This window comes from Aeromicrobium halocynthiae (genome assembly GCF_039531385.1).
Classification (GTDB): domain Bacteria; phylum Actinomycetota; class Actinomycetes; order Propionibacteriales; family Nocardioidaceae; genus Aeromicrobium; species Aeromicrobium halocynthiae.
In genome coordinates this window covers 86,439-102,601 of the sequence record NZ_BAAAPY010000004.1, presented here as the reverse complement: position 1 = coordinate 102,601, position 16,163 = coordinate 86,439, and the positions used below count along the sequence as shown (strand labels likewise).

The window sequence follows — 16,163 nt, the reverse complement described above, 5'->3', positions numbered from 1 at the left end:
GTGCTCTCCTTCGCCGGTCCTGTGACCGCTCTCTCGTGACGACTCGACTGTACCACTTGCGTCTCACTATGCGGTACGGCAGTATCAAGGCATGGACAACTCTAGCGGAGTCGGCGTCCTCGACAAGGCCGCCCTCGTGCTGGCCGCCCTCGAGCCCGGCCCGGCCACCCTCGCCGGTCTGGTCAGCGCCACCGGCCTGGCCCGGCCGACGGCGCACCGCCTCGCCGTCGCGCTCGAGCACCACCGCCTCGTCGCGCGCGACATGCAGGGTCGGTTCGTGCTCGGGCCGCGCCTCGGCGAGCTCGCGGCCGCGGCCGGTGAGGACCGACTCCTCGCTGCCGCCGGCCCGGTCCTCGCCCGCCTGCGCGACATCACCGGCGAGTCGGCCCAGCTGTACCGGCGCCAGGGTGACCACCGCGTGTGCGTCGCCGCTGCCGACCGACCCACGGGGCTGCGCGACTCCATCCCGGTCGGCAGCCAGCTGACGATGAGCGCCGGTTCCGCCGCGCAGGTGCTGCTCGCCTGGGAGGATCCCGAGCGCATGAACAAGGGCCTGCTGAAGGCGACGTTCTCCGCCGCCGAGCTGTCGGCCGTGCGCCGCCGCGGGTGGGCACAGAGCATCGGCGAGCGCGAGTCGGGCGTCGGCTCGGTCTCGGCGCCGGTGCGTGCACCGTCGGGGAAGGTCGTGGCCGCGGTCTCGGTGTCCGGTCCGCTGGAGCGCCTCACCCGGCAGCCCGGTCGCATGCACGCCCCGGCGGTGGCTGCGGCCGCCGAGCGCCTGTCGCAGAGCCTGCGCCGCGGCGCGTGAGGGGAGCCGTCCTCAGTCATCCGGTGGCGTGACGGGTACGTCGCCGTCCTCGCTGGGCCGAGGTGACGTCGCGCGACGCAGGGCCGCCTCGAGCTTCGCGGCGCGGGTGCGCTCGGACTTCGCCGCGCTCTTCCACTTCGCGCTCTTGGCCTGCTGCTTCTCGAGCTTGGTCTCCAGCCGGTCGACCGTCGCCCGGAGCCGCTCGACGTCCCTCGTCAGCGCGCGGACCCGCTCCTCGGGACGCTCCCGACTCCCTGCCTCGACACCGTCGTCCTCGGCCACGTGGATCTCGACCATGGCGCCGATGATGACACGTCCGGGTGAACGCCTCCGGTGCCGCTCAGCCGGTCACGGCGGGCAGCTCGGCTGAGCGCACCACCTGGCCGTCGTCGGTGGTGATGACGAGCTCGCGCACGTCCTCGCGCAGGACGGCCGCGTTCACGCGGCAGTCGATCGGCACGGCCGACCCGAGGAAGGCCCCGGCGCTGCGTCGACGACCTTCGTCGTCGAGGAAGATCACCTCGTAGGAGGCTCCCTCCACCAGCCCCTCTACCTCGAGGACCGCCTCGGTCCCCCAGGTGTGGGCCACCACCTCCGCCCCGACGCGCGCCTCGTCCGCAGGCGCGTCGAACGTCACCGGTTCGTAGGCACCGAGGGTGCCCGGCGGCCCCTCGGGCGGCCCGCCCGTGAGCGCGTCGACGGCGATGGTGCCTGCGGATCCAGCAGCGACCAGCGCCGCAGCAGCCACGGCGAGACGCACGCGCGAGCGCCGTGCCCGTGAGCGTGCACCTCTGCCGGTGGCCGCGACCACGACGTCCTCGAGGTCGGCGGGTGGGTCCTCGCGACGCCACCACGAGGAGTCGACGAGAGCCGCCGCCTCGAGCGTGGCTCGTCGTTCACGCGCCACCGCCGGGTCGGCGGCGGCCCACGCGTCGAGCTCGGCGGTCTCGGCGTCGGTCAGCTCGCCCGCCGCCGCTGCCCCCAACAGCTCGGCCAGGCGGTCCTGGTCCTCTCCCATGCTCATGCCTCCTCCCCCAGTATCTCCCTCAACCGCCGCAGGGCGTGGTACATCCTCGTGCGCAGCGTCGCGACCGGCACACCGTCACGACGACTCAGGTCCTCGTAGGCGAGTCCCTCCAGGCGTACCGCCACGACCACCCGCCGGTGCGCCTCGCTGAGCTGGGCGAGCGCCCACACGAGGGTCACGTGCGCCACCATCCGGTCGTGGTCGCCGACGGGGTCCTGCCGGTGCTCGAGACGGGACTCGGCGTCGGCGACCGGCCTGCGAGCTCTGGCGCGCAGCTCGTCGATGACGACGTTGCGGGCGATGGCGAACAACCAGGTGCGCATCGAGCCGCGCTCGGGGTCGAAGCGCCGCCGCGACTGCCAGGCCCGAACGAAGGTCTCCTGGACGCAGTCGTCGGCGAGGGCACGATCGCCGCAGGCGTTCAACGCGAACCCGAACAGCTCGGGACCGTGAGCCCTGACCGTCCGGCGGACGTCGAAGCCGACCTCGTCGTCGCTCAAGCGTCGGCTCCTCGTCGTCACGGCGCGATTGGCGCTCACGGTACCGTCCCGGACCGGTCGCAGCAGACCGATCGGCACGCCGCCGACCGACACCGTGGCCGGGGCGAGCGGCAGCGTGGTCATGACAGGGGGTACGTCCGGTGGACCCGCACCGTTCACCGGGGAGGCCCCGCGGCCTGCGCGCGTCGGTCGTCACGAAAAGTCGGGTCGGGCGATGAACGCATCCCGGTCCTGGCTCGTACCTCCTCCGAGTGGCGCCACCGGTGCGCCGTCGACCGAAGGGAACTTCATGACCGTCTCGCGCACGTCCCGCAGGAGCGCCACGGCCATCGCGGCTGCCGCCTCAGCCCTCGCACTCGGCTCGATCGCCGGGCCCGCGATGGCCGACACCGCCCCTGGGGCGAACGACCCGGCCAACGACGTCGACCCCCCGTCGTCCTTCACCGGCGCCTACATCGTCAACGCGACTCCCGACACCATCATCAACAACGACGGCGACTCGGTCCCGGGCAAGGAGGGCGCCGAGGGCACCTTCCTGTTCTTCACGAGCTCGACGGAGAACATCATCTGCTGGGACATCAGCGTCACCGGTCTCGAGGACATCTACGAGAGCCCCGCGAAGACCGCCACCCACATCCACGAGGCCGACGCCGGCGAGCCCGGACCTCCGCGCATCGCCTTCCCCGACCCGGAGCCGGCCGACAGCACCGACCCGGCCGTCGAGCGCACCAGCAGCGGTTGTGCCGAGGGGCCGTTCACGACGGGCCTCGCCCCTGAGGGCACCGACACCGGCGACGGCTTCACCCTCGACCAGATCGAGGCCAACCCGGCCGGCTTCTCCGCCGACACCCACACCGCAGACGCCGTCGCCGGAGCCGTGCGCGGCCAGCTGGTCTTCAGCCAGGAGCTCCTGGACCAGGCCAACGCGTCCCTCGACGAGGACGATGACGCCGACGACGAGCGTCAGACCCCCGTCGGCGGCGTCCGCACCGGCGAGGGGGGCTCGGCGACGAGTCTTCCGCTGGGCCTGATGGCGGCCTTCACGGTCGCCGCGGCCGGCGCCGGTGCCGTCGCGCTGCGTCGTCGCCAGAGTGCCTGAGGCCTCTCGGATCGCGCCCCTCGCCCTGCTCGCCGCCCTCCTCGTGGGGTGCGGCGGGCAGGGCGCGGACGCGCCTGCACCCACGACGACGCCGAGCGCCCAACCGTCGGTCGACGTCCCCGACTTCGCCTTCTCGCGGTCGAGCAGCGAACCGGCTCGCCTCCTCATCCAGGACATCGGCATCGACGAGGAGCTGATCGATCTCGGCATCGACGAGTCCAACGGCGAGCTGGAGGTGCCCGAGGACCCCGACCGCGTGGGATGGTTCACCGGAGGCGGCAAGCCCGGCGAGGAGTACCCGGTCGTCATGGCCGGTCACGTCGACTCCAGGACGGGACCGGCGGTCTTCGCCCGCCTTCTCGAGCTGCAGCCCGGGCAGGAGTTCACCGTCGAGACCGAGGACGGCGAGAGGCACACGTACCGCATCGACGAGGTGCGCGACGTGCCGCAGAACGCCGACTTCCCGACCGAGGACGTCTACGGCAGGACCGAGACGTCCCAGATCAGGTTGATCACCTGCACCGGCGACTACGACCGGTCCGTCGGTCGCTACACCGAGAACCGCGTGGTCTTCGCCTCACTGGTCTGAGCCCCGACGGGCGGCCCGGGTTCAGAAGAGCCCGGGCCGCTCGAGCTCCAGCAGGATGCGCTTGCGGTCCGGGCCGCCGGCGTACCCGGTCAGGGAGCCGTCGGAGCCCACCACGCGATGGCACGGCACGACGACCGGGAGCGGGTTCGCACCGTTGGCGGCCCCGACGGCGCGGGAGATGCCCGGCTCGTACCCGAGGCGTCGGGCGATGTCGCCGTAGGAGGCGGTCTCGCCGTACGGGATGCGCCGCACCTCGGACCAGACCTTGCGCTGGAACTCGGTGCCGTCGGAGGCGAGGGGCAGGTCGAACTCGCGACGCACGCCGGCGAAGTACTCCTGCAGCTGCTGCTCGGCGGCGTCCAGCACCGCGTCCTCGGCCCGGTCGCCGCTCGGCTCCGCGCCGAACTCGACGCGGGTCAGCAGGCCCGCGTGCGCGTGCAGGCGCAGGCCGCCGATCGGGGAGTCCGTCCAGCGGGTGCTGCTCATCGATGGTCCTCTCCGCGGGCGAGGGCCGGCACGTCGGCCAGCCACAGATGCATCCCAGCGTAGGACCGCCACGGACTCCACCGTGCGGTGGCCGCCGGTGCGAGACCGCGGCGCTCGAGCCCGCGACGCAGGACGAGATCCGTCGTCAGCAGGACGTCGGGGTCGCCCGTGCCCCGCATGAGCACGTAGTCGGCCGTCCACGGACCGACTCCATGCAGCGCGAGGAGGTCACGCCGGACGTCGGCACGGTCCTCGCGCGGTCCGAGCCGGACCCGTCCGTCGGCGAGGGCGGCGGCGAGCCCGACCACGGTGCGGCCGCGCGAGCGGGGCATGGGCAGGGTCTCGGGGTCGACCTCTGCCAGGGTCTCGGCGCTCGGGAACAGCCGGTCGAGCCCGGCCTGCCGGGCCAGGGGAAGGCCGCACCGCTGCCCGTGCTCGGCGGCCATGCGCCCGAGCACGGTCGCCGCTCCCGTGACGGAGATCTGCTGCCCCACGACCGTGCGGACGGCGGTGGCCCCGACGTCGAGCGTGCCCGGGACGCGCAGACCCGGGCGCTGCTCGACGAGTGGCGCGAGGAGCGGGTCGGTCGACAGCGCGGTGTCGATCGCGACGGGGTCGACGTGCAGGTCCAGCAGCTCCTCCACGCGGGCGAGGAGCCACAGCCCGTCGACGGCGTCGGTGGCCTCCCAGCGCACGTCGACGTGACGGTCGGCGACGTCCATCCGCACGACGGCGGGTCCGCCCGGCGCGGCGACCGTCGACGTGACGACGGTGCCGGCCACGTCCTCGACCCCCGGGACGACGTGCGCGGCGAGGAACGTCAGCAGCTCGCCCGCCGCGAACGGCTGCGGCACCGGCAGCCGGGTCTGCGACCGGGGGCCCGTCACGTCAGCGACGACGCTTCTTGCGCTTCAGCAGGACGTGCTTCTGCTCGCGCTGGACCTCGAAGAGGTCGATCGCCTCGACGAGGGCGCTGAGCTTGGCGTAGCCGTAGTTGCTCGGCTCGAACGACGACTGGTTGCGGATCTGGTCGCTGACGCGCGAGAGCTGCGCCCACCCGTCGTCGTCGGCCGCCTCGTCGACGGCGGTCCGCAGCATCCGCACGAGCCGGTTGTCTCGGCGCAGCTCCGCGCCGTCGAGCCGCTTGCGCGGACGCTTGGCGCCGGTCTCCGCAGCGTCCGGGGCGGCGTCCGTCTCGGCGTCGTCGACGTCGGTGTCCTCGTCCTCGTCGTCCTCGCGCAGCACCTCCAGGAAGTGGAAGCTCGAGCACGCGTTCTGGAAGGCGTCGGGAGCCTTCTGGGCACCGAAGCCGAGCACCTCGGCACCGGACTGGCGAAGCCGCATCACCAGGGGCGTGAAGTCGGCGTCGCTGGAGACGATCGCGAACCCGTCGGCCACGCCCGCGTGCAGGAGGTCCATCGCATCGATGACCATCGCGATGTCGGAGGCGTTCTTGCCCTTGGTGTACGCGAACTGCTGCATCGGCGCGATCGCGAACTCCTGCAGCTTCGCCTCCCAGCCCTTCATGTGCGGGCTCTTCCAGTTGCCGTACGCACGGCGCACGTGCGCGTTCCCGGACTTGGCCACCTGCGACAGGATCGCGCCGATCTTGGACGCCGGGGCGTTGTCGGCGTCGATGAGCACGGCGATGCGTGGGGTGACCATGTCCCGACCCTAGCGTCGCCGCGCCGGCGAACGTCTCCTCACCCATCAGGAACGACGAACACCCCCTCACTGGCCGCGACGCTCTGCGCCGTGCGGGAGGGGGTGTTCGTCGTAGCGTAGCCCCGACGGGATTCGATCCCCCAAGCTCTCCGCTGCGCTCCGAGCAGGGGGCGCCCCCACCGCGCCAGCGAACGTCTCCTCACCCATCAGGAACGACGAACAGCGACGCCCCCCACCGCTGCCGCAGAAACTCTCGTCTGCTTGAGGTGGGGGGCGTCGCTGTTCGTAGCCCCGACGGGATTCGATCCCCCAAGCTCTCCGCAAGCTCCGAGCAGGGGGTACCCCCACCGCGCCAGCGAACGTCTCCTCACCCGTGCAGCACCACGCAACGACGAACACCCCCTCACTAGCCGCGACGCTCTGCGCCGTGCGGGAGGGGGTGTTCGTCGTAGCGTAGCCCCGACGGGATTCGAACCCGCGCTACCGCCTTGAGAGGGCGGCGTGCTAGGCCGCTACACAACGGGGCCGACGGGTCCGGACAGACCCGAGGGCTCCACCGAGGTGGAGCCCTGTACCCCGTACCGGATTCGAACCGGCGATCTCCGCCTTGAGAGGGCGGCGTCATAACCGCTAGACCAACGGGGCTTGGCTGGGGTACCAGGACTCGAACCTAGAATGGCGGTACCAGAAACCGCTGTGTTGCCAATTACACCATACCCCACAGGCTCCGGGACGAGCCCGAACCGAGATCAAACACTACCGGACGTCCCACCGCCGACCCAAACCGGGGCACCCCTGCGCGCGGCGGCGACCGCTCAGAGCACGGCCCGCAGACGAGCCAGCGTCCGCGAGCGCCCGAGCAGCTCCAGCGACTCGAACAACGGCGGGGAGATGCGGCTGCCGGTCACGGCGACGCGCACCGGCCCGAACGCCAGGCGTGGCTTGAGACCGAGCTCGTCGACCAGTGCCACCCGCAGCGCCCCCTCGATCGTCGGACACGACCACTCCGTGGTCTCCCCGATCGACTCGAGGGCACCGACGGCCGCGCGCACGACGTCGAGGCCTGCCTCGTCGAGCTGCTTGGCGCGGTCCTTCTCGTCGATCGTGAAGTGCTCCTCGTCGATGAACAGGAAGCGCAGCATGTCGACCGCCTCGCCGAGCACGCCCACCCGCTCGTGGACGAGAGGCGTGGCTGCGCTCAGCATCGCGTGCTCCTGCGCCGTCACCGGGTCGGCCACGAGACCCGCCGCCTGCAGGTAGGGCACCAGCCGCTCGCACACGTCGGTGGCGTCGAGCAGGCGCACGTGGTCGCCGTTGATGGCCTCGCACTTCTTCAGGTCGAAGCGCGCCGGGTTCGGGTTGACGCGCGTCACGTCGAAGGCCCGGACCATCTCCTCGAGCGTGAAGACGTCGCGCTCCTGGCCGTCGACGGCCGGCAGCGACCACCCGAGCAGCGCCAGGTAGTTGAGCAGCCCCTCGGGCAGGAAGCCCTGCTCGCGGTAGCCGAGCAGGTTCGACTCGGGGTCGCGCTTGGAGAGCTTCTTGTTGCCCTGGCCGAGCACGTACGGCAGGTGGCCGAACCGTGGGATGAGACCCTGCCCGACGCCGACCTGCGCGAACGCCTCGTACAGGGCGATCTGCCGTGGCGTCGAGGAGAGGATGTCCTCCCCGCGCAGGACGTGGGTGATGCCCATCAGGGCGTCGTCGGTGGGGTTCGTGAGCGTGTAGAGCGGCTGGCCGTTGGCCCGCACGATGACGAAGTCCTGGACGTTCTCGGCGCCGAACGTGATGGGGCCGCGGACGAGGTCGTCGAAGGTCCAGTCCTTCGCGGGCATCCGGAAGCGGATGACCGGCTTGCGGCCCTCCGCCTCGTAGGCGGCGCGCTGCTCGTCGGTGAGGTCGCGGTGCAGGCCGTCGTAGCCGCTCGGGCGACCCTCGGCGCGGGCCTTCTCGCGGCGCTCCTCGAGCTCCTCGGCGGTGTCGTAGGCCTTGTACGCGTAGCCGGCGTCGAGCAGGCGCTGGACGACGTCGGCGTAGACGTCGGACCGCTCGCTCTGGCGGTACGGACCATTGGGGCCGCCCACCTCGACGCCCTCGTCCCAGTCGAGCCCGAGCCAGCGCATGACGTCGACCAGCAGGTCGTAGGACTCCTGCGAGTCGCGGCTCGCGTCGGTGTCCTCGATGCGGAAGACGAACCGGCCGCCGTGATGGCGGGCGAACGCCCAGCTGAACAGCGCCGTGCGAGCCATGCCGACGTGCGGGTTGCCGGTGGGCGACGGGCAGAAGCGTGCCACGACGGGCACGTCGTCACCGACGGTCGGGACGGTGCCCGTGATGGCCTCGCTGGGCCCGGGCGCGGGGGTGTCAGTCATGGCCGACCACCTGGTTCGTGAGCGTGCCGATGCCCTCCACGGTGACGCTGACCCGGTCGCCCGGGCGCATCGGACCGACGCCCTCGGGCGTGCCGGTCAGGATGAGGTCGCCGGGGAGCAGGGTCATGAAGCTGGAGACGTGGGCGATGATCTCGGCCACGGAGAAGACCATGTCGGACGTGCGGCCGTCCTGGACGAGCTCTTCCTCCGTCCCGGCGCCGCCCTTCCTCGTGGTGACGCGCAGGTCGGCCGGGTCGAGGTTCGTCTCGATCCACGGCCCGATGGGGCAGAACGTGTCGAACCCCTTGGCGCGGGCCCACTGGTCGTCGCGCCGCTGCAGGTCGCGCGCGGTGACGTCGTTGGCGACGGTGTAGCCGAAGATCACCTTCTCGGCGTCGTCGACCGGCACGTCCTTGCAGATCCGACCGATGACGACGGCCAGCTCGCCCTCGTAGTGGACGTCCTCGCTCTGGACGGGGTGCACGATCGGCTCGCCCGGGCCGACGACGCTCGTGTTGGGCTTGAGGAAGATCAGCGGCTCGGAGGGCACGTCGTTGCCGAGCTCGGCGGCGTGACGGGCGTAGTTGCGGCCCACCCCGACGACCTTGCTGCGCGGGATGACCGGCGCGAGCAGCCGGACGTCGTCGAGCGGCACCTTCTGCCCCGTCAGCTCGTAGCCCGCGTACAGCGGGTCGCCCTTCAGGACGGCGATCGTGGGGACGCCGTCCTCTTCCCCGACGACCCCGAAGCGGGGGTCGTCCTCTCCGGTGAACCTGGCAACTCGCACCCCGCGAGCCTATCGAGCCCGCCCGCGCGTCAGGAGGCCGGACGGACCGCCTCGATGACGAACGGCTCCGCGGGGGCACCCTCGGGTCCGCCGGAATCGGTGCCGCCGGCAGCGACCTGCTCCAGCACCGCCACGCCCTCCGGCGCGATCGTGCCGAACAGCGTGTAGTCGGGGCTGAACTCGGAGTCGGCGTAGTTGAGGAAGAACTGCGAGCCGTTGGTGTCCGGCCCGGAGTTGGCCATCGCGATGGTGCCCTCGGCGTACTGCTCGTCGCCGGTGAGCTCGTCGGCGAAGGTGTAGCCCGGTCCGGTCGTGCCGGTGCCGGACGGGTCGCCGCACTGCAGGATGCCGTAGGGGAGCTCGTCTGAGGCGACGATCATGCGGTGGCACTCGGTCTCGTCGAAGTAGCCCTGCTCGGCCAGCCAGGTGAACGACGTGGCGGCGCACGGGGCCTCGGTGTTCAGCTCGATGGGGATGTCACCGGCGTTGGTCTCGATGACGAGGGCGTCGGCCGGCTCGGCGTCGGGCGCCGGCGGATCGACCTCGCGTCCCGCTGCTGCCGGTGAGGGCACCCACTCGCAGTCACCGGTGGCGGCGACCTCGGCGCCACCGTCCTGCGGCGTCGCCTCGGTGGCGTCGGGGGTCTCGGCCGTGTCGTCGCCGCAGGCGGCGAGCAGGGAGAGGCAGACGACGGCGGGGGCGATCAGGCGCAGTGGGGTGGAAGCCATGCGGCCGATCCTAGGCGGGACTCACACACGAGCCATGACGAGGCGGTACCGCGTGACGGCCGGGTCGTTGGGGTCGGGGCCGACCTCGCGGGTCACCTCGGCCAGGCCGGGCAGCGCGACGTCGTGGCCCTCGACCCCGATGACGACCATGAGGCCACCGTCGGCGAGCGCTGCAGCCAGGGCCGCAGCCGGCTCGGGGTCGAAGGTCACGACGAGCGCGAACCGCTCGTGCCACGGGGCAGGCAGCTCCGAGGCCGGGACGTCCACGTGGTGCACGCGGGAGAGATCGTCACCGGCGGCGAGGACGAACACCTCGTAGCCGAGGGTGGCCAGGTGAATGCCCTCGGGCGTGACGCCCTCGCCCGCGACGAGCGCGAGCAGGCCGTCGCCGGCCACGCCGGCGGAGGTGGTCCAGTCGGTGAGGAGGCGACGAGGAGCGTCGCCCGGGCGGCGGGTGCGGCTCATGCGGACCCGAACCGTCGCTGGCGGGTGGCGTATTCCTCGACGGCAGCCCACAGGGCCAGCCTGTCGACGTCGGGCCAGGCCACGTCGGTGAAGACCAGCTCGGCGTAGGCGGACTGCCAGGGCAGGAAGTTGCTCGTGCGGTGCTCGCCGGAGGTGCGCCAGAACATGTCGACGTCGGGCAGGTCGGGCTCGTCGAGGTAGCGCGCGAAGGTGCGCTCGGTGATGCGCTCGGGATCGACGCGCCCTGCCTTGACGTCGCGAGCGAGGGCCTTGGCGGCGTCGGCGATCTCGGCCCGGCCGCCGTAGTTGACACACATCGTGAGGCTCAGGACGTCGTTGCCCTTCGTGAGTCGCTCCGCGTACTCGAGCTCGTCGATCACGCTGCGCCACAACCGCCGGGGACGACCGGCCCAGCGGACGCGGACGCCGAGGTCGTGCATCTCGTCGCGACGACGGTGGACGACGTCGCGGTTGAAGCCCATCAGGAAGCGCACCTCGTCGGGCGATCGCTTCCAGTTCTCGGTGGAGAACGCGTAGACGCTGACGGCCTCGATGCCCAGCTCGATGGCCCCCTTGACGACGTCGAGCAGCGCGAACTCGCCCATCTTGTGACCCTCGGTGCGGGGCAGCCCCCGCGCCTTGGCCCAACGACCGTTGCCGTCCATGACGACGGCGACGTGCCGCGGGACCTGCTCGGGCTCGAGCACCGGCGGGCGGGTGCCGGAGGGATGCGGTTCGGGGACCCGCGGCTCGCGGGGTCGCAGGGGTGGTGGGGGGCGGCGGGGCATCAGCGATCCACGTGACTCAGGGAGCGCAGTCCGCGCTCGAGGTGCCAGGACAGGTAGGTGGCGACGAGACCGGTGGCCTCGCGCCGGGAGCGGTCGTCGGCGCCGGTGACGACCGGCCAGTCGCCGCCGAGCAGCGCTGCGAGCAGGGTGACCGTCCCCGCGGCGGGAGCGGCCGAACCGGGCATGCGGCACGTGTCGCAGAGCATGCCGCCCGAGGGAGCGTGGAAGTGCCGGTGCGGTCCCTCCAGGCCGCAGCGGGCGCAGCCGTCGAAGCTCGGCGCGTAGCCGGCGACGGCGAGGGCGCGCAGCTGGTAGGAGTCCAGCACCCACGCCGGCGACAGCTCGCCTCCGGTCAGGGCGCGCAGCGCGCCCACGAGCAGCTGGTACTGCTGCACCGCCGGCTCGCCGTCGTCGTGGACGAGACGTTCGGCGGTCTCGAGCATCGCGGTACCGGCGGTGTAGCGGGGGTAGTCGGCACCGAGGTCGCGAGCGAACGGCGAGAGGGTGACGACCTGGGTGATCACGTCGAGCGTGCGGCCCTCGGCGAGCTGGAGGTCGACGTGCATGAACGGCTCGAGCCGTCCGCCGAACTTCGACGACGTCTTGCGCACCCCGCGACCGACGGCCCGTACGAGACCGCGGCCGCGCGTGAGGACGGTGATGATGCGATCGGCCTCGCCGAGCTTGTGCGTGCGCAGCACGACACCCTGCTCCCGGTAGAGGCTCACCGGTCCATTGTGCCGCCTCCCACCGACCGGACACCGGTGGACACCCTGGGGAGGTCGATGGACGCCGCCCCGCCCACTCAGGGACGAGCGTCCTGCGTCCCGGCGCTGCGCTGGACGTCATAGAGCGCGTAGGGGTCGTGCAGCGGTCGCTCGAGGGCGTCCTGCAGCCAGTGCGCGTCGCGGACGCTGGCGCGGGCGGAGGAATCCGTGGCTCCGTCGCTCGTCAGGTTGGAGGCGAAGATGCCGGCCGCGGACTTGGGCAGGAAGTCCTCGTAGACGATCGGGCGGAGCGCTCCGTCGTCGTCGCGCGAGTAGTACGCGAGGTCCTGTGCGTCGAGCTCGGCCTCGGTGGTGGGCAGAGCGGCGACCCCGCGCTCGTCGTAGAGCGCGCGGCCCCGAGGCGTCAGCGCGACCCCGCGTGCCTCCACCTCACCGAACCTCACGCGCAGGTGACCGGTCGTGACGCTGCCGTCGGGCTCGGCGAAGCGTCGTGGCTCGTCGAGCGCCCGGAAGGAAGTCTGACGCAGCAGGACGTCGACGGGGGCGGGCGGCGGGCCCTGGATCCGGTCGATCATCGTGATGCCCTGGTCCTGCATGCGGCGGTACAGCTCGTCGATGTCGAGGACGCGCGGGGTGAGGTGGTTGATGTGGGTGGAGCCGACGCCTCCGATGTCGGCCGCGACGCTCGAGATCGACTCCAGGTGCTCGTACCACTGACGGTCGACGGGCTCGTCGGAGAGCGCGAGGGACGCCGTGGCCAGCTCGAGGAAGCGGTCGGCCTCGGCGGCGGGGAGCGAACCGCGGGTCTCCATCCGGTCGGCGAGGTCGAGCAGCTCGGCAGGGAACAGCGACCGCCCGTCGAGGAACTCCCGCAGGCGTGCCTGCGTGCGCTCGTCGAAGAAGCGACGGTCGTCGACCACGAGCACCGACGTGAAGACGCGGAACGGGTTGGCGGCCAGCTCGGCGGCGTCGATCGGGCGGAACGCGGTGGAGACGACCGGGATGGCCGGAGTGGCCTCACGCAGGTCGTAGAAGCCGACCGGGTGCATGCCGCAGGCCCCGAAGACACGCGCCACCTGACCCATCTCTGCTGGCGTGCCGACACGGACGGCGCCGTGGCGCTCGGCCGTGACGCGCTCGATGCTGCCGAGCCGCTCCGCCTGCTCGCCCGACCTCTCCAGGACCTCGGCGTTGATCTCCTCGCACGTGCGCACGAGCGTCGTGTAGGCCGGGACCTCCGTCCCGTAGAGCCTCGAGAGCGCCGCGGCCAGTCGGGTGCGGAGGGCGGTCGGGGTGACGGGATCGGTGACGGGGGCCCCGATCGGTGCCTGAGCACCCTTGTCAGCACTCATGCGGTTGCTCCGCCACCGATCCGAGGGTCCGCCGGGCACTCGGTTGCGCAGGCACCGATCAGGGGCGTCACAGGAACTCGACGCCCTGGGCGAGGGGCAGCTCGGTGGAGTAGTTCACGGTGTTGGTGGCGCGGCGCATGTAGGCGCGCCAGGCGTCGGAGCCGGACTCCCGGCCCCCACCGGTCTCCTTCTCGCCACCGAACGCTCCCCCGATCTCCGCGCCCGAGGGGCCGATGTTGACGTTCGCGATGCCGCAGTCCGAGCCCACCGCCGAGAGGAAGGTCTCCGCCTCGCGGACGTCGAGGGTGAAGATCGAGGACGACAGGCCCTGCGCGACACCGTTGTGCAGCGCGATCGCCTCCTCGAGCGTGTCGTAGCGCAGCACGTACAGCAGGGGCGCGAAGGTCTCCGTCCGCACCACCTCGGTCTGCTCGGGCATCTCGACGATCGCAGGACGCACGTACGTCCCACCCTCGACCGCGTCGACCCGCTCGCCGCCGGTCACGACCGTGCCACCGTCGGCGCGAGCCTGCTCGACGGCGGCGACGAACGCGTCGGCCGCCGCCTCGTCGACGAGGGGGCCGACGAGCGTGGACGCCTCCAACGGCGACCCGATCGGCAAGGTCTCGTAGGCCGCGGTGAGGCGCTGCACCAGGTCGTCGGCGAGGCTCTCGTGCACGATCACGCGACGCAGGGACGTGCACCGCTGCCCGGCCGTGCCGACTGCCGAGAACACGATGCCCCGCACGGTGAGGTCGAGATCGGCGCTCGGAGCCACGATCGCGGCGTTGTTGCCACCGAGCTCGAGCAGGCTCCGGCCCAGGCGTGCCGCCACCCGTGGGGCGACCTCCTTGCCCATGCGCGTGGAGCCGGTTGCCGAGACCAGCGGCACGCGGGCGTCGTCGACGAGCGCCTCGCCGACCTCCCGCTCTCCCAGCACCAGCTGCACGACACCCTCGGGAGCACCAGCGCGTCGAGCCGCCTCGCGTGCGATCGCGTGACACGCGATGGCGGTCAGTGGCGTCTTCTCCGACGGCTTCCAGACGACGGCGTCGCCGCACACGAGCGCCAGTGCCGCGTTCCAGGACCACACCGCGACCGGGAAGTTGAACGCGCTGATCACCGCGACGACCCCGAGCGGGTGCCACTGCTCCATCATCCGGTGCCCTGGACGCTCGGTGGCGATCGTCAGGCCGTGCAGCTGGCGGGACAGACCGACGGCGAGGTCGCAGATGTCGATCATCTCCTGCACCTCGCCGAGACCCTCGGAGGTGATCTTGCCGGCCTCGATGCTCACCAGGGCCCCGAGGTCGTCCTTGTGCTCGCGCAGCAGCTCGCCGAGCTCGCGGACCATCTGCCCGCGAACCGGCGCCGGGACGCTTCGCCACTGCAGGAACGCCTCGTGCGCGGCGCCGACGGCTGCCTCGACGTCGCCGGCGGAGTGGGGCGTGAGACGTCCGATCGTCGACCCGTCGATCGGTGACCGGGCGTGCAGGGCTCCGTCGCCGGTGAACGGGTCGCCCGCTCCGACACGCTGGAGGATCTCCCTGGCTCGGGTGCTGATGTCGCTCATGCGGTGACTCCTTGGTTCTGGGTGACCTGGTCCTGGGCGAAGAGCCGGCCCGACGTCGTCGAGTACAGGTCGGCGAGGCGGATGTCCTCCTGGGCGACGAAGCCCGTGTGCGGCAGCACCCCGTCGGCCACGAGCTCGACGACGCTCGCCGCCGAGGCTGCCGTGGTCCAGCTGATGGCGCGCCACGTGCGGCCGTCGATGTCGATCGGCAGGTAGCCGCGGACGTGGTTCTCTCGGAACGGCTGGCCGTCCTTGACCCCCTCGACGGCGGCGTGGAGGTAGACGACGTCGTCGTTGACCGGCGGCTTGGCGTCCACGAGGATGCGGCCGACCTCCTCGCGGCGGTCCCGCAGGTTCAGCTCGTCGAACAGGAAGTGCATCTGGCGGAAGTGGCCCGGGTAGCGCAGGGTCTTGTAGTCCAGGCGGTGGACCCGGCCCTCGTAGGTCTGGCACATCGTGCCGAGGCCGCCGGAGGTGAGGGCCGCCTCCAGCTCGATGCCGCCGATGAAGACCCGTTCCTTCTCGGTCATCGCCGGCACCATCTGGCGTCGGCCGGACCGCAGCACCTCGCAGTCGTTGAGGTACTCGTTGACGACGCCCTCGGCGGACCAGTTGAAGGCGTAGCCGAGCAGGCCCGTGGGGTTCTGCGGGAGGGCACCGACCTTGAGCTCGATCGAGCGGATGGTCTCGAACCCGGCCGCCAGGGACGCCCCCACGATGCCGATGAGACCCGGCGCCAGTCCGCACTGGGGCACGAACGCCGACTCCGGTCGCGCCGCGCTGAGCTCGATGACCCGATTGGTGGTGGGGACGTCCTCGGTGAGGTCGAAGTAGTGCACACCGGCGTCGTAGGCGGCCTCCGCGACGGCGATGTTGAGGTGGTACGGCAGGCACGAGACCACCGCGTCGACCTCGGTGAGCGCCTTGCGCACCGCGACGCCGTCGCTCACGTCGACCGCCTGCGACGGGACGTCGAGCCCGGGGCGGGGGGCCGCGTCGAACCCGACGACGGCGAAGTCGGCACGGTCGAGCAGGCTCGCGACGAGCTCGCCCACCTTGCCGAGGCCGACGACGGCCACACGGTTGATCGAACGGGACACGGGTCCTCCTCGGGCCTGGCGACGGGTCACGCCGCTGCGACACGACGCCCGGGGTGGTGGGCGTCACGTCGATGCTAGACCGCGAAGGGGGTCATT

The 16,163-nt window shown here is 71.9% G+C and carries 18 protein-coding genes and 3 tRNA genes; 3 read left to right on the top strand and 18 right to left on the bottom strand.

Annotated elements, in window-relative coordinates; all coding sequences use genetic code 11:
- Positions 1–91: 91 nt before the first annotated feature.
- The gene (locus ABD213_RS07535; protein ID WP_344326507.1) at positions 92–808 is read left to right on the top strand and encodes an IclR family transcriptional regulator; all 717 of its coding nucleotides are present in this window, start codon (positions 92–94) and stop codon (positions 806–808) included.
- Positions 809–820: 12 nt separating this feature from the next.
- Here ABD213_RS07535 and ABD213_RS07530 read toward each other — a convergent pair whose 3' ends face one another.
- The 3 genes from ABD213_RS07530 to ABD213_RS07520 are packed head-to-tail and all read right to left on the bottom strand — an operon-like array spanning position 821 to position 2,335.
- Positions 821–1,105: a hypothetical protein gene (locus ABD213_RS07530; RefSeq protein WP_344326505.1), complete on the bottom strand. Its 285-nt coding sequence runs from the start codon at positions 1,103–1,105 to the stop codon at positions 821–823.
- Between the two features lie 43 nt (positions 1,106–1,148).
- Positions 1,149–1,832 (bottom strand): hypothetical protein, encoded by a 684-nt coding sequence (locus ABD213_RS07525; RefSeq protein ID WP_344326503.1) that lies wholly within the window; start codon positions 1,830–1,832, stop codon positions 1,149–1,151.
- Entirely contained in the window at positions 1,829–2,335 is a 507-nt protein-coding gene (locus ABD213_RS07520) for an RNA polymerase sigma factor (protein ID WP_344326500.1), read from the bottom strand. Before ABD213_RS07520 ends, ABD213_RS07525 begins: the two co-directional genes overlap by 4 nt.
- A 289-nt stretch (positions 2,336–2,624) precedes the next feature.
- Here ABD213_RS07520 and ABD213_RS07515 point away from each other — a divergent pair, with 289 nt between their 5' ends.
- Together ABD213_RS07515 and ABD213_RS07510 are read left to right on the top strand one after the other, a co-directional pair.
- Positions 2,625–3,434 (top strand): CHRD domain-containing protein, encoded by an 810-nt coding sequence (locus ABD213_RS07515; protein WP_344326498.1) that lies wholly within the window; start codon positions 2,625–2,627, stop codon positions 3,432–3,434.
- Entirely contained in the window at positions 3,427–4,023 is a 597-nt protein-coding gene (locus ABD213_RS07510; RefSeq protein ID WP_344326496.1) for a class F sortase, read from the top strand. The genes ABD213_RS07515 and ABD213_RS07510 overlap by 8 nt, the downstream gene beginning before the upstream one ends.
- A gap of 21 nt (positions 4,024–4,044) precedes the next feature.
- Here the strand turns inward: ABD213_RS07510 and ABD213_RS07505 are convergent, their stop codons facing one another.
- The 15 genes from ABD213_RS07505 to ABD213_RS07435 form a co-directional block, all read right to left on the bottom strand.
- Entirely contained in the window at positions 4,045–4,509 is a 465-nt protein-coding gene (locus ABD213_RS07505) for a methylated-DNA--[protein]-cysteine S-methyltransferase (protein ID WP_344326494.1), read from the bottom strand.
- Positions 4,506–5,396, bottom strand: a complete 891-nt coding sequence (locus ABD213_RS07500) for a DNA-3-methyladenine glycosylase family protein (protein WP_344326492.1) — start codon at positions 5,394–5,396, stop codon at positions 4,506–4,508. Before ABD213_RS07500 ends, ABD213_RS07505 begins: the two co-directional genes overlap by 4 nt.
- Before the next feature lies 1 nt (position 5,397).
- Complete coding sequence (locus ABD213_RS07495) at positions 5,398–6,174, bottom strand: NYN domain-containing protein (RefSeq protein ID WP_344326490.1); 777 nt, start codon at positions 6,172–6,174, stop codon at positions 5,398–5,400.
- 454 nt (positions 6,175–6,628) lie between these two features.
- Positions 6,629–6,701 (bottom strand) — tRNA-Glu (locus tag ABD213_RS07490).
- Positions 6,702–6,746: 45 nt separating this feature from the next.
- Positions 6,747–6,819: transfer RNA gene (locus ABD213_RS07485), tRNA-Glu, on the bottom strand.
- Between the two features lies 1 nt (position 6,820).
- Positions 6,821–6,895: transfer RNA gene (locus ABD213_RS07480), tRNA-Gln, on the bottom strand.
- Between the two features lie 94 nt (positions 6,896–6,989).
- On the bottom strand, positions 6,990–8,546 hold the full coding sequence (gene gltX / locus ABD213_RS07475; RefSeq protein WP_344326487.1) for a glutamate--tRNA ligase: 1,557 nt from the start codon (positions 8,544–8,546) through the stop codon (positions 6,990–6,992).
- Entirely contained in the window at positions 8,539–9,333 is a 795-nt protein-coding gene (locus ABD213_RS07470; protein ID WP_344326485.1) for a fumarylacetoacetate hydrolase family protein, read from the bottom strand. The genes gltX and ABD213_RS07470 overlap by 8 nt, the downstream gene beginning before the upstream one ends.
- A gap of 29 nt (positions 9,334–9,362) precedes the next feature.
- Positions 9,363–10,061, bottom strand: coding sequence for a peptidylprolyl isomerase (locus tag ABD213_RS07465; protein ID WP_344326483.1), 699 nt, complete (start codon positions 10,059–10,061; stop codon positions 9,363–9,365).
- Between the two features lie 21 nt (positions 10,062–10,082).
- A complete protein-coding gene (locus tag ABD213_RS07460) occupies positions 10,083–10,526 on the bottom strand; it encodes a hypothetical protein (RefSeq protein WP_344326481.1) in 444 nt (147 codons plus the stop codon).
- Complete coding sequence (locus tag ABD213_RS07455) at positions 10,523–11,314, bottom strand: isoprenyl transferase (protein WP_344326479.1); 792 nt, start codon at positions 11,312–11,314, stop codon at positions 10,523–10,525. The genes ABD213_RS07460 and ABD213_RS07455 overlap by 4 nt, the downstream gene beginning before the upstream one ends.
- Positions 11,314–12,042, bottom strand: coding sequence for a DNA repair protein RecO (recO, locus tag ABD213_RS07450; RefSeq protein WP_344326477.1), 729 nt, complete (start codon positions 12,040–12,042; stop codon positions 11,314–11,316). The genes ABD213_RS07455 and recO overlap by 1 nt, the downstream gene beginning before the upstream one ends.
- 77 nt (positions 12,043–12,119) lie before the next feature.
- Positions 12,120–13,394, bottom strand: a complete 1,275-nt coding sequence (locus ABD213_RS07445; protein WP_344326474.1) for a 2-oxoadipate dioxygenase/decarboxylase family protein — start codon at positions 13,392–13,394, stop codon at positions 12,120–12,122.
- Positions 13,395–13,461: 67 nt separating this feature from the next.
- The gene (gene amaB / locus ABD213_RS07440; RefSeq protein WP_344326472.1) at positions 13,462–14,967 is read right to left on the bottom strand and encodes an L-piperidine-6-carboxylate dehydrogenase; all 1,506 of its coding nucleotides are present in this window, start codon (positions 14,965–14,967) and stop codon (positions 13,462–13,464) included.
- Positions 14,964–16,067 carry a saccharopine dehydrogenase family protein gene (locus ABD213_RS07435; protein ID WP_344326470.1) on the bottom strand — a complete coding sequence of 368 codons (1,104 nt, stop codon included), beginning with the start codon at positions 16,065–16,067 and terminating at the stop codon, positions 14,964–14,966. The genes amaB and ABD213_RS07435 overlap by 4 nt, the downstream gene beginning before the upstream one ends.
- Positions 16,068–16,163 lie beyond the last annotated feature (96 nt).